Source organism: Marivirga tractuosa DSM 4126 (assembly GCF_000183425.1).
Classification (GTDB): Bacteria; Bacteroidota; Bacteroidia; order Cytophagales; family Cyclobacteriaceae; genus Marivirga; species Marivirga tractuosa.
This window is the reverse complement of record NC_014759.1, coordinates 3,255,602-3,269,191: the sequence shown is the minus strand read 5'-3', so window position 1 is coordinate 3,269,191 and position 13,590 is coordinate 3,255,602. Positions and strand designations below refer to the sequence as shown.

14 protein-coding genes are annotated in these 13,590 nt (G+C 34.6%); 7 read left to right on the top strand and 7 right to left on the bottom strand.

Going from position 1 to position 13,590, the window contains the following annotated elements:
• Nucleotides 1-14 precede the first annotated feature (14 nt).
• The 5 genes from FTRAC_RS13895 to FTRAC_RS13875 all read left to right on the top strand — a co-directional run bounded on the left by FTRAC_RS13895 (nucleotide 15) and on the right by FTRAC_RS13875 (nucleotide 5,413).
• Nucleotides 15-743: a YwaF family protein gene (locus tag FTRAC_RS13895; protein WP_013454900.1), complete on the top strand. Its 729-nt coding sequence runs from the start codon at nucleotides 15-17 to the stop codon at nucleotides 741-743.
• A gap of 149 nt (nucleotides 744-892) precedes the next feature.
• Complete coding sequence (locus FTRAC_RS13890) at nucleotides 893-1,603, top strand: LytR/AlgR family response regulator transcription factor (RefSeq protein WP_013454899.1); 711 nt, start codon at nucleotides 893-895, stop codon at nucleotides 1,601-1,603.
• Nucleotides 1,604-1,715: 112 nt separating this feature from the next.
• Nucleotides 1,716-3,263 (top strand): NADase-type glycan-binding domain-containing protein, encoded by a 1,548-nt coding sequence (locus FTRAC_RS13885; protein ID WP_013454898.1) that lies wholly within the window; start codon nucleotides 1,716-1,718, stop codon nucleotides 3,261-3,263.
• Nucleotides 3,235-3,969, top strand: coding sequence for a M15 family metallopeptidase (locus FTRAC_RS13880; protein ID WP_013454897.1), 735 nt, complete (start codon nucleotides 3,235-3,237; stop codon nucleotides 3,967-3,969). Before FTRAC_RS13885 ends, FTRAC_RS13880 begins: the two co-directional genes overlap by 29 nt.
• Complete coding sequence (locus FTRAC_RS13875) at nucleotides 3,962-5,413, top strand: hypothetical protein (RefSeq protein WP_013454896.1); 1,452 nt, start codon at nucleotides 3,962-3,964, stop codon at nucleotides 5,411-5,413. The genes FTRAC_RS13880 and FTRAC_RS13875 overlap by 8 nt, the downstream gene beginning before the upstream one ends.
• Here FTRAC_RS13875 and FTRAC_RS13870 read toward each other — a convergent pair.
• Nucleotides 5,410-6,219 (bottom strand): VanW family protein, encoded by an 810-nt coding sequence (locus FTRAC_RS13870; protein WP_013454895.1) that lies wholly within the window; start codon nucleotides 6,217-6,219, stop codon nucleotides 5,410-5,412. The two genes, FTRAC_RS13875 and FTRAC_RS13870, sit on opposite strands and share 4 nt — an antisense overlap.
• Nucleotides 6,220-6,395: 176 nt before the next feature.
• On the opposite strand from FTRAC_RS13870, the gene FTRAC_RS13865 reads away from it, so the two are divergent.
• Nucleotides 6,396-6,917, top strand: coding sequence for a hypothetical protein (locus tag FTRAC_RS13865; protein ID WP_013454894.1), 522 nt, complete (start codon nucleotides 6,396-6,398; stop codon nucleotides 6,915-6,917).
• A 142-nt stretch (nucleotides 6,918-7,059) separates the two neighbouring features.
• Here FTRAC_RS13865 and FTRAC_RS13860 read toward each other — a convergent pair whose 3' ends face one another.
• Nucleotides 7,060-8,085, bottom strand: a complete 1,026-nt coding sequence (locus FTRAC_RS13860; protein ID WP_013454893.1) for a hypothetical protein — start codon at nucleotides 8,083-8,085, stop codon at nucleotides 7,060-7,062.
• Nucleotides 8,086-8,329: 244 nt separating this feature from the next.
• Here FTRAC_RS13860 and FTRAC_RS13855 point away from each other — a divergent pair, with 244 nt between their 5' ends.
• On the top strand, nucleotides 8,330-9,931 hold the full coding sequence (locus tag FTRAC_RS13855; RefSeq protein WP_013454892.1) for a hypothetical protein: 1,602 nt from the start codon (nucleotides 8,330-8,332) through the stop codon (nucleotides 9,929-9,931).
• A 14-nt stretch (nucleotides 9,932-9,945) separates the two neighbouring features.
• On the opposite strand, the gene FTRAC_RS13850 is transcribed toward FTRAC_RS13855, so the two are convergent.
• The 5 genes from FTRAC_RS13850 to FTRAC_RS13830 all read right to left on the bottom strand — a co-directional run bounded on the left by FTRAC_RS13850 (nucleotide 9,946) and on the right by FTRAC_RS13830 (nucleotide 13,590).
• Nucleotides 9,946-10,158 carry a hypothetical protein gene (locus FTRAC_RS13850; protein WP_148230090.1) on the bottom strand — a complete coding sequence of 71 codons (213 nt, stop codon included), beginning with the start codon at nucleotides 10,156-10,158 and terminating at the stop codon, nucleotides 9,946-9,948.
• A gap of 195 nt (nucleotides 10,159-10,353) precedes the next feature.
• A complete protein-coding gene (locus FTRAC_RS13845) occupies nucleotides 10,354-11,250 on the bottom strand; it encodes an SDR family oxidoreductase (RefSeq protein ID WP_013454890.1) in 897 nt (298 codons plus the stop codon).
• Nucleotides 11,247-12,122, bottom strand: a complete 876-nt coding sequence (locus tag FTRAC_RS13840; protein WP_013454889.1) for a peptidylprolyl isomerase — start codon at nucleotides 12,120-12,122, stop codon at nucleotides 11,247-11,249. Before FTRAC_RS13840 ends, FTRAC_RS13845 begins: the two co-directional genes overlap by 4 nt.
• A gap of 4 nt (nucleotides 12,123-12,126) precedes the next feature.
• The gene (gene hemC, locus FTRAC_RS13835; protein ID WP_013454888.1) at nucleotides 12,127-13,062 is read right to left on the bottom strand and encodes a hydroxymethylbilane synthase; all 936 of its coding nucleotides are present in this window, start codon (nucleotides 13,060-13,062) and stop codon (nucleotides 12,127-12,129) included.
• A gap of 75 nt (nucleotides 13,063-13,137) precedes the next feature.
• Nucleotides 13,138-13,590 (bottom strand): ATP-dependent zinc protease family protein, encoded by a 453-nt coding sequence (locus FTRAC_RS13830; protein WP_013454887.1) that lies wholly within the window; start codon nucleotides 13,588-13,590, stop codon nucleotides 13,138-13,140.

Sequence of the window (13,590 nt, the reverse complement as noted above, 5' to 3'; positions counted from 1 at the left end):
AAAACTTATATGTTATGGAATTTTTAAAATCAATATACCATGCAGAAGAGTCCTTCAAAATGTTTGGAACGGAACATTTGGTAAGTGTTATTTTCGCCATTTTAATAGGTGTTATTTTGATTTTCTTTGCAAAGAAACAGAAGATCGACTTCCAGAAAAACTGTCTCAAACTTTTATCCATTTACATTTCAAGCACTGTAATTATATGGGGTGTTTTTGAAATCAATTTAGGGAGATTTGAAATAGATAAAGACTTACCTTTAGTGTTTTGCAATTTCATCGCACTATTGTTGCCGCTTTACGTATTCATATTTAAGCGAAACTCTCTTCTATTTAATATTATTTACTACATCATTATTGGTGGGGCAATCCAAGCTATTATAACGCCTGGACTAAAAATGAGCTTCCCCCATTATGAATATATTAAATTTTGGTCAGTCCATGCTGGCTTGATTATTTTCATCCTTTACGAAATTACCATATTTAAAAGAAGACCAAGCTTTAAAGGAGTTTTTTGGGCCTTTCTATTCGTGCAAGCTCATGTTCTTTTTTCTTTTCTTCTTAATGTATTTCTAGACTCCAATTACTTATTTTTGAATACCAAACCGCATAATGCATCTTTTCTTGATTTACTGGGTGGATGGCCCTATTACATTATTTGGATGGATATTATTTTAATTCCGTATTTCTTAATTTTTTATTTACCTTTCTTTATCAAACAGAAAATTAAGAACCTAAACTGAAAGTTTAAATAACATCTAAAGATGCAGTTTATCTATCATTTAAGCTGTCTATTGGTGCTTCAATCACACTTACTGAAAAATTCTCTAGGCACTAAAAAAGCTTTTTATATAAATATTGCTATATTTAGTAACTAGAAATTTAGCCAATTTTGACAATCAAGGTACTGATCATAGAAGACGACCCCATTACTTCTTTAGATTTAAAAGAGATTTTAATTTCTAATGGATTTCATGTATCTCAAGCTGCAAAATCATTTGAAGAAGGACTTTCAGCTTATCAAAATACAAATCCAGATGTTTTACTGGTTGATATCAATTTGAATGGAGACAAAGATGGTATTGATCTCGTAGAATCTTTACAGCAAGAATACGATATTTTTCCAGTAGTATTTCTAACTGCAAACTCTGATTTCCAAACTAAAAAAAGAGCTTATAGTACTAATCCTTCTGTATTTTTAACAAAGCCTTTTCGTGAGGGAGACCTGATCAATTCATTAGAATTGGCTTTCTATAATTTTACTAAACTGAAATCGAAGGACATTAATAACAAAGCATTCTTTATTAAAACCAACAGTGAATATGCCAAAGTAATGGAGGTTGATATCCTTTTTATCAAAGCGGAGGGAAGTTATTGTAGGATTATTACTTCTGATAAAGAATATCTGATATCCAAAAATTTGACAAATTGTGCGCAAGAACTACAGTTTGAACATTTCATAAGAGTTCATCGCTCCTATTTAGTCAACAGCAGAAAAATAGCAAGTGTAGATACACAAAATTTATACATTGATGGATGTGCCATACCAATTGGAAGAAATTATAAAAGCTCAGTTCGGGAAATCATTAATAAATTATCATAATAATGCTGTTTATAAAAAATAATAGTCGTTTACAAGAAAATAAACGCTTCTTCAATAGATATTCTGTAATTTTTCTTTCTGAAATATTTTATTCCGTTTAAACATCAAGCTCATGAAATGCAATCAATTATATTTTACATTTTCACTTGTAGTCATTAGTATTTATTTGTATTCCTGTAATTCTTCAAGCAAATCAGACGCTCAAAATGAAAGTGCCAGCGAAACTGAAGAAGTGATGGAAGCCACCGAAGAACCGATGGGGGAAGCTCCTGAAGAAATGGAAGCCGAAGTGTCTTCTCCTTTCGATGATCCAACAAAAAACAAAAGTATTGATGTGAATTTAAAAGGTGTCTATGTGACTTCCACTAAAATGCCACACAACCAGTATTCATATGCGAACTTATTTGATGGAAAACCAACCACATTTTGGGAGAGTATGAAGGGCGCAGGACCTTATGAAGGCATTATGCTTTACTTTAAAGAGCCAACAGCAATTAATTTTTTGAAAATCAATCAAAAAAGTGGTGGTAATTTTGCGAAGTTGGAGGCAGTAGAAATCTACACAAATGGAAGTAAAGAAGGAATCCATAGTCTAAATAATGAATTCATCGAGTTGGAAGCTGAAAACATACTTTCCTTGTATATTAAATTTGAGCGGCTATCGGATATTAGCAGAACCGATAAATTCGATGGAGAATACATGAGGTCTTCATTTTTCGATAAAAATAAATCCATTGGCATAACAGAAATTCAAATGATGCATGGTGGAAATCGATTAAATTTAAAAGCTCCTCAAATACTGCCTGGTAGTTTCACTGCCAGTTCTACACTTTCACCAAATGAGGCTTATGGCGTACAAAACCTAATGGATTCCCATAAAGAATTTGCCTGGGTAGAAGGTGCTCCAGGTTTAGGAATTGGAGAAACTATAAATGTAAACCTTGACTCAGAAACTGAAATCACGGGGATATTAGTCAATAATGGCTTCCAGCGTTCTGAGAGCCACTTTAAGGCAAACGCAAGAGTGAAGGAATTGAAAATAGAAGATGAAAAAGGCAATACGAACATCCTCAAGCTGGAAGATAAAATGGACGAGCAGTACATTAACTTCCAACAACCTCTAAATGGGAAAAATATCACAATGACCATTAATAGTGGCTTCAAGGGTACTGCTTATGAAGACTTAGTGATAAGCGAGCTAAAATTTTTACAAGGGGACAATTTAATGGTGGTTTCGAATCAAGCGCAAGAAAATTTGAAAAGGGAACTAATTAAAAAATCTAAAAACACAGTGCTTCAAAACTACTTAGACAATGCCGTTGATTTTTGGTATGGGGAAATGGATGGCTACAGTAGTACTTTCATTCTCAGATCCGACTATACATTTGTTTCCTACTATAAGGAAAGAGAAGGAGATGAAGTTTTAAAAGAAACGATCTCAGATGGGAATTGGGAGATAAAGGAATTAGGACCCGATAAAGCGGTAATCAGAGTGTTTGGAAAATTAATGAATATTTCCAGAACCATAGATTATTATGCCGGGTCATCAGAGGATTCCTACATACAAATATTTCAGGATTTTGTAACTTTTACAAATGATAAGATTGAGGGAGAAAAGTTCATTCAAAACCATGAAATTGTACGAGAATCAAATGAATAAAATCATTACCATACTATTTACTTCTGCTTTATTCTTGCTGAGCTGTCAGCAAGAAAAGAAAAAAGAAGGAGATACTAATAATCAGAATATCTCCAGTCAAAAGGAAGAAAGCACTGTTAAAGATAAAGTTCAAAATCTTATAGCCATCGAAGAATTGGCTGACTCGGCATTTGTTAATTTACGCAAGGTGAGTGATTCATTTCAATATGATATGCGCTATGCTACAGACAATAATTTCTTAGGGCAAAAAGTATATGACTGCGCTAATTGCTGGCTTAGAGCACGAACGGTGAAGGCTTTGATTCAAGCTAATAAGGAATTTGTCAAAAAAGGTTATAAGATCCAATTTTACGATTGCTTCAGACCAAGGGCAGTGCAGTACAAAATGTGGGAAGTAATGCCCGATGCCAGATATGTAGCCAATCCGAAGAGTGGATCTATCCACAATAGAGGCGATGCGGTCGACATCACATTAGTGAATATCAAAACCAATAAGGCATTGGACATGGGCACTGACTTTGATTACTTTGGAAAAGAAGCACATTATGATTATGACCAGCTTCCTGCACAAGTCCAAGAAAATAGGAAATTGCTACGCTCGGTAATGGAGGCTAATGGTTTCCAAGGAATTAGAACGGAATGGTGGCATTTTAGCTTTATAGGTGAAGTTTATCCTATTTCAAATCAAGCACTTTGTAATGAATAAACCGCTGGTCCAAAAGCTTTTAGTGATTGGTCTACTAGTTACAGGATTTGTGCTCAGATGGTTAGCTCTCCAACAGAGCGAATTTGCAAATGGCTGGGACACTTACTATTATTTAATTCAATTAGCATCTTTTCAGAACACGGGAGAAATGCATTCACCTGAATGGAATCTGTTTTATCCCTTCCTTATCGTTGCTGATTGGTTCTTCACGGATTCCGTGACTGCCGTTAAATTCCTGTCCGCAAGTTTGACGGTTCTATTGATGTATGCCTTTTATCTATTGGCCATTCAGCTAAAGATTCGTTTTGAGTATATCCTTCTACTATTAGCTTTACTGCTTTTCAGCCCCGAACTTACCTATTTTGCCTCTCAATGGCCTAAAAATCTATTGGGAATTATAGTTTATGTTTTGCTTTTAACGGCCCTAGTTAAGAGGTCTTGGTATTTCATTATTGCCTTATTGATAGTGAGTTTTTTTGCCCATAGGATGGCAGCCGTTTTGGGTTTAATCACCGTGGCATTATGGATTTTCAACAAAAAAATAAATCTAAGGCTCAAGATTGGAATAGTGACTTTAGGCTTATTGAGTCTGGGTATTTTTCATTTTGTGCCTGGCCTAATTTCATTTTATGATTTTGAGCGCTTCAATTCCTTATTAAGTACTCAATTGCAATTGCCTCATTTATCATTTTTTCACCTGTTCGAAACCGAAAAAACCTCTATTTGGTGGAGAATGGAAATGATTTTGAGCATTTTATTTTTCAGCTTTGTGATCGGAAAGCTCATCAGGCAGCTGATAAAAAAACAAAGCATACCTCCTTTCCAATTTGTGATAATTATTATCTTCATTATCCTTTGGTTCCCTTTTTATCAAATGACCTCCGACAATATTCCTTACAGACTTTTTCATGCTGGGCTGCTACTGCTACCATTGTTGTTCTTGGTATCTTTTAAAAACCTGAATCTTAATTCATGGCTGGTTAAAAGCTTGACATTCATCATCATTATTTCTTCTTTTTTTAGCTGGAAAACTTATACGCCAGAAAAGCATGATCCGGATTACAAGACCTATTCAAAAATGATGGGAAAACTGGAATCCTACTGGATGAAAAATAGCATACCTGAACTCATAATTGGCCATAAATCAATGGCCGAAATAATAACTTATCATACGCAGGTGGATGTCCTTCCATGGCAGGTGGAATATGAAGTAGAAGATGACAAACTTTATCGCATAGCTTACTTGCCTTTTGACCGGCTTTATGAATACTATCTTCATGAAAAACCTTACCAATTGGCAGTAAATTATTATTACATAAAAGAATCCGATTGGCAACTATTTCTAACGAATCTAAAAAAGCATGAAAATGCAGCAATGTATGAGTTACACCAAAATTGGAAAAATCCACATGAAATTAGGCCTGCCTATTTATTGAAAAATTAAGCTTCCAAAAAGGGCTCATACATCATAATGGCATTATTTTCTACCTTTAGGTTTTCTTCAATTAATTCTTTGCTTTCTTTATCTGTCACTTTTTTCACCAACCGATTGTGCCGTGTATAACCGCCCCAACTTTGGTGTTGGATAAGATGGTCCGCCTCATATAATTCATAATTGTATTGAAGTGGCTTATCTGCCCTTAAGTTGCCATTAAGGTATTCTTTAGTAAGATATAATTCCAACTGAAAGTTAATATCAGTGGTATTTCTAAATTGAAAATCGATGTAATTATAGGCTAAAGTAGCTCCTGCACCGAAGGGTATTTTCCTATTCACATCGGGAAAAACATCAAAGCCGTGCCGATAGCGCTCTGTTACTTCCAATGGGGAATGCATAATCATCCAAAACAAAAGATTGCCCAATTGGCAGAGCCCTCCACCAACACCTGATTCAATTCTTCCTTGGTTTAATATTAATCCTGGCAAGTAGCCTTTAGTCGAGCTGGGTTTTCCTACCAAATACCAAAATGAAAAAGTCTTCCCCGGAGGAATAACGATTTTACTAATTCGCTCATTCGCCAATTCCAAATTGGTGATTTTATTGATTTGCAATTGCATATCCACATCCTTTAAAGGCCGCAACAAAAAGGATTTATGGCTAAAAACTACTTCTGGAAGGAGCTCCGGAATTTGGGTTTTGGCAAATGACTGAGATTTTTTCATCCAATCCCATTTACGCTTCAAAATGTAAAACTCTTTTCCAAGTTTTCTTCTGAGTTTAGAGCGAATTATGGGTTGTGGGACATTCATTTTTTGAAAAAAGTAATTTTTGGTGTAGTTTATAAAGTAAATCAGTTGTTTACAAATATAATTTAGTTGCTAACATAAATTTAGCTAATTTGAATAGGCATAGTAATCAAAAATGAAAAATTTTTGTACTCAATTAAATACACTTGAAAAGTGGTGATTGATGTAAACTCTCAATTATGAAAAAGATAATATTGATCCCAATTGCAGTTTTGGTGTCATGGTCATGTGGCCAAGACACAAAAACAGCTGAAAACTCTGCTGACGAGCAAATAGAAAAAGTAGAACAGGAAGAAATTACAGAGGAATCAGCAAGTAAGCCTTATGAGGCTATTTATTTTGATATGGACAAAGCTGAAGTCGTCAAAAACGATCCATCCGTTGATCTAATGACAATTAAAGAAACCAATGATTTTGTTATTGTAAAGACAACGGACAATGGAACTTTTGTTAGAAAGCACTTTATTAAAAGCTTCTCAAAGGAAAACGGAGAATTACTATCAACCATTGAAACCGGAAAAGAAACAGAAGGTGTTGACCCTATGACTATCAAATGGCTTTCAGATTCTACTTTTGACTTGATTGATTATGAATATAAATTGGTGGAAAGTGAAGAAGGTATTTATGAGAAGGGCAGTTTAAAAGACTCGACAGTTTACAATTATTCAATAGCCGAATCAGGACAAATCTTGGAAAAGTAAAATCTGTTGACCAAAAAAGGAAGCTAGCGGCTGCAAAATTTTCATATATAATAATACTACTTGAAAGATCAATGGGTATATCTTTTAACTCAAATGGTTCCAACTTTGCGTTTATTTTTTTTAAAAAACCACTTGATGACTTTTAATCACTGAGCTTTTCTAAGGTAAATTGACGAACATTCCATTTATATTTTGTCTTTAAGATATCATGGGGTTCAAATCCTAAATATTCATCTGTTTTTTTAGCCCTATGTTCAATAAGTGTGAAATGTTTATCTCCATTTTTGTACTTCATATCCACTTTTGTGTTGAAGAGATTTTCTACTTTCACATCTTCCACATAAACACCATCAATAGCTTTTCCTAATTCATTAGCTATCAATCGTATTGTATGGTCTTTTGTATTGATATAGTATACCTCAAAATAACTGGTTCTGAACATCGCTATTCCATCTCCAGAATCATAAAAGGATGCCATTAAATATTCATTCTCATTTATGGGAATCAGATGTTTAAGCACTCCCTGAAATGACTGCTTAAAATCTGGATAAAGTTCATAATTTCCGTTTCTGTACAAACCAACAAAACTTTTAAAGCTATTTGCAAAACCAGCCGCCCCTGCAATCTTTCCCTCCTGCTTAATAATGATAATCTCTCTATTTACAATAGTGTCTAAAGAAAAAAGAAGATCACTTGGTCCGTCTTCGACAAAATTGTATTGAAATGAACTCCCCCTATCCTCAAATTCGTAATCAAAGTCATCCCATTCTTCTTTTTGCTTTTTAGCTTGGGTCAAGTAGTGGTTTTTAAATCGCTCCCAAAGTTCCTCAGGATTTGCCGATTTTAATGGTAAGTCTGTAAACTCTTGATTGGTTTGAGACCCAAACACATAACCATACTGGCCTTTGTATTGAATTGGGTACCAATAATGAGGCGTACCTCTAATAATTTCAAACTGCCTAGGGAAATCAAATCCACAACTATCCCCGTCATTGAGTTTCATTACTACTTCTCCGGTACCGGGCCTATCACGAACCCAAATATTGTTTCCTTCTATCAAAAGACTCTTTTGTTGCGCATATAAATAATTGGATAAAACTAAAAGAGAGAAAATGATGAAACTAAATTTTAAAAATGAATTAAAATTAAAAATGTGTCTAGTTTTCATATTGGTATTTGATTGGATACAGTTCTTAAGCTAGCAATTCATAATGATATCAATTAACTTTTCTTTACTAACGACAGATATTTTTTGCAAGTGACAGCTTTATCTCAAATAAAACTTTGATAAAGTGAATCCACATTATTTACAAAATTGTTGTTTACAAAGAAATTCTGTTGTTTACAAAGTATTTAAAAGCTATCACGGGTAAAAGTTCTACCTTATTACTAGAATTTAAAACCAAACTATTATGAGGTACAAAGCTTTAATTCCGTCCCTATTTCTTTTCATTTTTATGAGTTCGATGAGTGTTAATGCTCAAAAACCGGAAAAGACCCATGATCATGAACGTTTTGCCAAGAAAGTGATTAAATACATGCTGAATGATGTCACAAAAGGCAGTCCTGATGAAGAAGCCATTCAATATATTCACGAAAAGACCGGCCAGGATATTGAGGCACTTAAAGCGCAAGTTGAAGCTAACAACAAGCATTTAAAGGCAGATGTAGATTTTCTTAATGAAAATGGCATCTATAGAAAACTTGATGAAACGGAGCTGAAAATAATAAAAGAAAAGCCTATAAAAGTGGCTGATATCATATTGCATTGTGAATTTAAGGGGGATAAAATAGACCTGACTCTGAAAAATTGCATACAAACCAATCGAACATGGGTGCTTGGTGATGCCATAGAACTGTCTGGAGAGGGCGTTCAAGAAATGATGGATAAAAATAATGCAAGGAAAGAAAAACCATCAGGCGGATTACTTGGAAAAATTACTGAATTGGATCAAAAACAAAATGAAGCCCAGCAAGGAGTAAATGAATTTGCTTACCAAGGACAGAAATTTATCATGAAAGGTACTCAAGCCCATACCGTATTTTATAATATGGATTTGATTGGACAGTATCTTGATGGTTACATTGTTGATAAAAATTACATCAAGCAAAATCTAAAAATTCTGTATGAGGCACCAGAACTGCTTCAGAATAATAATATACCACTAAAAGTAGATATTGATAGATCCAAGACCACACTAAACAAACCCAATGCAGCGGAAGCCTTTTATGTTGGTGGTCAATTATTTGTATTTACAGGTGAGTTTTGGGATATACTATTAGTAGAAGGAGCGATAAATAAACTTGGCAGGGTAGCCAGAGATAAAACAGGAAATTACCTCACCACCGATTTAATTCAAAAGACGGGATTAAGCCCTGAAAGCACCATTTCACTTAGCCTTAATTTCAAGACTAAAATGAGCCAATTGGTAAAGGAAAATAAGGAAATGGCTCAAAAAATTCTGGATAAAGAAGACGGGTATAGGGCTAGAGACCTAGATGCCATTATCAGGGAGTATAACCTTTGGTACGAAGAAAATTTTCCTAACAAGATAAAATATATATTCGAAGAAGTAGACAGGGTACAGAAAAACCTTAGCGCTGCAACGGAACCTGCCGCCAACGAAGAGGCTCCTGCCAATATTCCAAGTGAGTTTTCAGCTGTTGTTGACACATGGGTTTTTTCAGAGTATTTCAAGGATGGAATTGACCAAACAAGTAATTACGAAAAAGGTAAATTAGAAGGAAAACCTATTAAAATTACGTTGATGTCTGATGGCAGTCTATTTTATCAAGGCGGTTATCGAAAAATGCATAATATCAATTACGCAGAATGGAAGTATTTTGATGAGCAAAGTCGAAATCCAAAAGAAAAGGAAATAGATTTTGTTTTAGTTCAGTATCATTCTGGAGGAAGTAAAACCATTGAGAAATTTGCCATATCAAAAGTCACAGCAAATCAATTAGTATTGGAAAATAAATATGAAGGGATAAAATTAGTTTATGTAAAGTAAACCATTCATAGATTTTATTTCTCAATAACTATAGGCCTTTTTATCACTTTTCCACTGGAAATCTCTTCAACAAACTGATGTTGATGGTCTTTCCAGTGGATTTCTTTCACATCATTTTGGAAAGCAGTAGCATCATTAATGCTAAAATCTCGGATCAAAGATTCCTTGCTATCTGCTTCAAAGTCTTGAGTGGTGTCATCTTTATAAACAATACTAAAAGTTGGCATAAGCATCTTACTATTTTTTTCAACTGATAGATGCTTTGTTCAAGCTTAATGTTTAACCCAATTAGATAAATATAGCTTATTTTCCACTAAGCCTTATTTTGTTTCGACAAACAAATACTTAGAGAATTTTAGTTTTGATTCTTGCAAGATCAATTTCAACTGCATTTAACTGATCTCCAATTAACAGAAGATTATCTACTTAATCTGCTCGGCTAATACCTGAATCCCCTCCTCAAAAGAATGAGGTTTAAAGCCTAAATCTCTTTTAGCTTTATCTAAAATAAAACCTGTTTTAGGAGGGCGTTTAGCAGTCTGTTTAAACTTAGTGCTGTCCGATTTGGTCATGCTAGTTTGAGGCAAATTAAAAAATTCAGCTGTTTTAACTGCCATTTCATAGGGAGTTAGTAAATCATCCCCTGAAATATTATAAATTCCTTTCGCTTTCTTTTCAGCAATCAGCAAGCATCCTTTGGCCAAATCTTCTGCAAGAGTTGGGGTTCTCCATTGGTCATCCACAACTTGAATATCTTTACCTTCTTCCAGAGATTTCTTAACCCAAAGAATGATATTAGAGCGGCTCATGTCATGAGCAATTCCATAAACCAATACAGTTCTTGCAATTGCCCAATCGATTTTACTTTCTAAGATCAATTGCTCAGCTGCTAATTTACTTTCGCCATAATAGCTTACAGGATTAGCTATTGCCTCTTCAGTATAAGGACCATCTTCTCCATCAAAAATGAAATCTGTGGACAGTTGTAGAAAGAAAGCATTACAAGCTTCCGAAGCCTTAAGTAAGTGTTTTACTGCCGTTACATTTAATTTCCAGCAATCCTCTTGTTCGGTCTCACATTGATCTACATTAGTCATGGCTGCTGTATTAATGATGACATCTGGTCGATGATTCATTATCACAGATCGAACTTCCTGTTCACTGGTAATGTCTAGGCTTTCAAAAATATAACCAGATTCTTTTGGCAGTCGATTTTTACCTCTGGCAGTGGCGATTAATTCATGCCCTCCGTTAGCAATGATTAGTTTGACTAATTTTTGACCCAATAACCCGTTAGAACCTGTAATTAATATTTTCATTTTTCTTCTTTAGGATATTCGTAACCGTACTGTTCGGTAATTTTCTTTTTTGACATTTTTTCAATTTCTGCAGTCATGAAGATATCCTTCACTGGCTTATTAGCAGCAGCAGTTCTTACAGCGGCTATAGAATCCACCACATTCAAGCCTTCTACTATTTTTCCGAATACAGTATATTCTCCATCCAGGTGTGGCGCACCTCCTATTGTTTTATAATCTTCAATTTGAGCATCAGAATATTCGTACAGTTCTAATTTACCAAATTCCTTTTCCACCAGTGAATCTGCCATGGTTTCCATGAAGTTTTGCAAACCTTCCATATCCTTGGCTTTTTGCATTTCAATCACTTCATTTCTGACACTTGCATATTTTTTCATACCCAAAAGCTCTCGTAATTTCATTTGCTTTTGCTGATATAGTCTTCCTTCTGGCAGTTGAAGTAAATCTTGTTCTGTAAATTTTTGCCCATGAACTATGTAAAATTGTGAGCCGCTAGACTTTTTCTCAGGATTAACATTATCTCCTTGACGAGCTGCAGCTAAGGCTCCTTTCACATGCCAAAAGTCTGGATGAATCTCTTCATCAATAGTATAACTTACTTTATCTTCATCTTCAACTCCTTCTTTTTTGTTCACATCTCCGCCTTGTACCATAAAGTTTTCAATTACTCTATGAAAAATAGTGCTATCATATTTACCTGATTCTACTAGCTCAAGAAAATTTTCTTTGTGTCTTGGGGTTTCTTCGTAAAGAATAGCTGTCATATCACCATATTTTGTATGAAATACAACTACTGAATCTTTTGAAGTTTGGCAAGAAGCCATCACTATTAGTAAGGAAAATGCTACTACTAAACTGTTTCTGTTTTTCATTTTTTTAATCTTCTGAAAGTTGTTCTCTAATTTCTTTTAAAACTTTGTCGCCACCTTTTTTCAAAATTTGACGAGCTATTAATGTCCCTAATTCTTCTGCTCGGGAAGTTTCATCCGTTAACTTCATCGAAATTCTTTCTTGCCCATCTAAACTGATTATTCCTGCTTCCATTTCAATTGAATTAGAATTTAAGGTTGCTAATCCGAAAACAGGAATGCTACATCCTCCTTGTAAATGACGTAAATAGGCTCTTTCTGCCCGCAGGCAGTATTCTGTATTTCTATGGTTTAGAGCAAATCTCAACATCTGCTTTTTATCATCTTCTATACTTTCATGTACCTCAATAGCAACAGAACCTTGTCCAACAGCAGGAATAAATTCTTGGGTAGACAGCTCTAATTTGATTTTATCATCATATTCCATTCTATGAACTCCTGCATATGCAAGCAAAATAGCATCGCACAAACCTTCCTCCATTTTTCGGATTCTGGTTTGTAGATTTCCTCGGATATCCACTGTTTTGATATGAGGATAAAAATGCTTCAGAGTGGCAATTCTTCTTGTAGAAGATGTTCCAATGACAATAGGGTTATCTTTATCATTAATATCTATAGAATCTTTATGGGAAACCAAGACATCATTGACTTTTTCTCTTTCCGTAAAAGCAATTAAATCAAAGCCTTGAGGGAGTTCAGATTGCATATCTTTGGCACTATGCACCGCAATATCAATATTTCCATCTTCTAGCTGGGCTTCAATTTCTTCAGTGAAAACTCCCTTGCTCCCTATTTTGGAAATGGCTACATCCAAAATTTTGTCCCCTTTCGTTTGAATGATTTTAATCTCAGCAGTATGTCCAGCTTTCTCAATTCGAGTCTTTACATATTCGGCTTGCCATAATGCAAGCTTACTGCCTCGGGTGCCAATTCTAATATTCATTTTATTAATTGTAAAAATTTCGTGCTTTGGTTCAAAAATAAATCAATGCTCAGTTTGACCTCAGTAAAAAGTCAGTCAACGACCGTTTTGATGATACTGATACGAAAGATTTTCTTCTGTTACGTCCACCACAAATCTACCACTCAATAATTTCCTACCCAATAAAATCGGGTTTTTCATGTGACTACGGTCTGATAGGGAAAATTCTGTATTATATATTTTATTGAAAATCTTAATTTTTGTTTTCACCACATAGCGCTCCTGTACTTGTCCATTAGAACTTTTAATACGCTTCAATTTGAAATCAGCTGTTTTGAATTTTTTAGCTTTCATTCCTTGACCTAAACGCTTTCCACTTATTGTATAAACCAATAAATCGGTGCCATCTTTAGCTTTTTCTATATGAATTTTAGAGCAGTGGATTGCAGATGTATAAGCCCCCGTATCAATTTTAGCCTGAACTTTTTCTAACCCTAGCTCTGGTAAATCGAGTTTGTCAATTCTGCCTATGGTCTTTTTGGTCTTCAA

Coding starts and splice junctions, on each gene's coding strand:
- FTRAC_RS13895 (WP_013454900.1), top strand. CDS start 15: ATGGAATTTTTAAAATCAATATACCATGCAGAAGAGTCCTTCAAAATG.
- hemC (WP_013454888.1), bottom strand. CDS start 13,062: ATGAATATTAGAATTGGCACCCGAGGCAGTAAGCTTGCATTATGGCAA.
- FTRAC_RS13885 (WP_013454898.1), top strand. CDS start 1,716: ATGAAATGCAATCAATTATATTTTACATTTTCACTTGTAGTCATTAGT.
- FTRAC_RS13875 (WP_013454896.1), top strand. CDS start 3,962: ATGAATAAACCGCTGGTCCAAAAGCTTTTAGTGATTGGTCTACTAGTT.
- FTRAC_RS13850 (WP_148230090.1), bottom strand. CDS start 10,158: ATGCCAACTTTTAGTATTGTTTATAAAGATGACACCACTCAAGACTTT.
- FTRAC_RS13845 (WP_013454890.1), bottom strand. CDS start 11,250: ATGAAAATATTAATTACAGGTTCTAACGGGTTATTGGGTCAAAAATTA.
- FTRAC_RS13860 (WP_013454893.1), bottom strand. CDS start 8,085: ATGAAAACTAGACACATTTTTAATTTTAATTCATTTTTAAAATTTAGT.
- FTRAC_RS13880 (WP_013454897.1), top strand. CDS start 3,235: ATGAAATTGTACGAGAATCAAATGAATAAAATCATTACCATACTATTT.
- FTRAC_RS13870 (WP_013454895.1), bottom strand. CDS start 6,219: ATGAATGTCCCACAACCCATAATTCGCTCTAAACTCAGAAGAAAACTT.
- FTRAC_RS13865 (WP_013454894.1), top strand. CDS start 6,396: ATGAAAAAGATAATATTGATCCCAATTGCAGTTTTGGTGTCATGGTCA.
- FTRAC_RS13840 (WP_013454889.1), bottom strand. CDS start 12,122: ATGAAAAACAGAAACAGTTTAGTAGTAGCATTTTCCTTACTAATAGTG.
- FTRAC_RS13855 (WP_013454892.1), top strand. CDS start 8,330: ATGAGGTACAAAGCTTTAATTCCGTCCCTATTTCTTTTCATTTTTATG.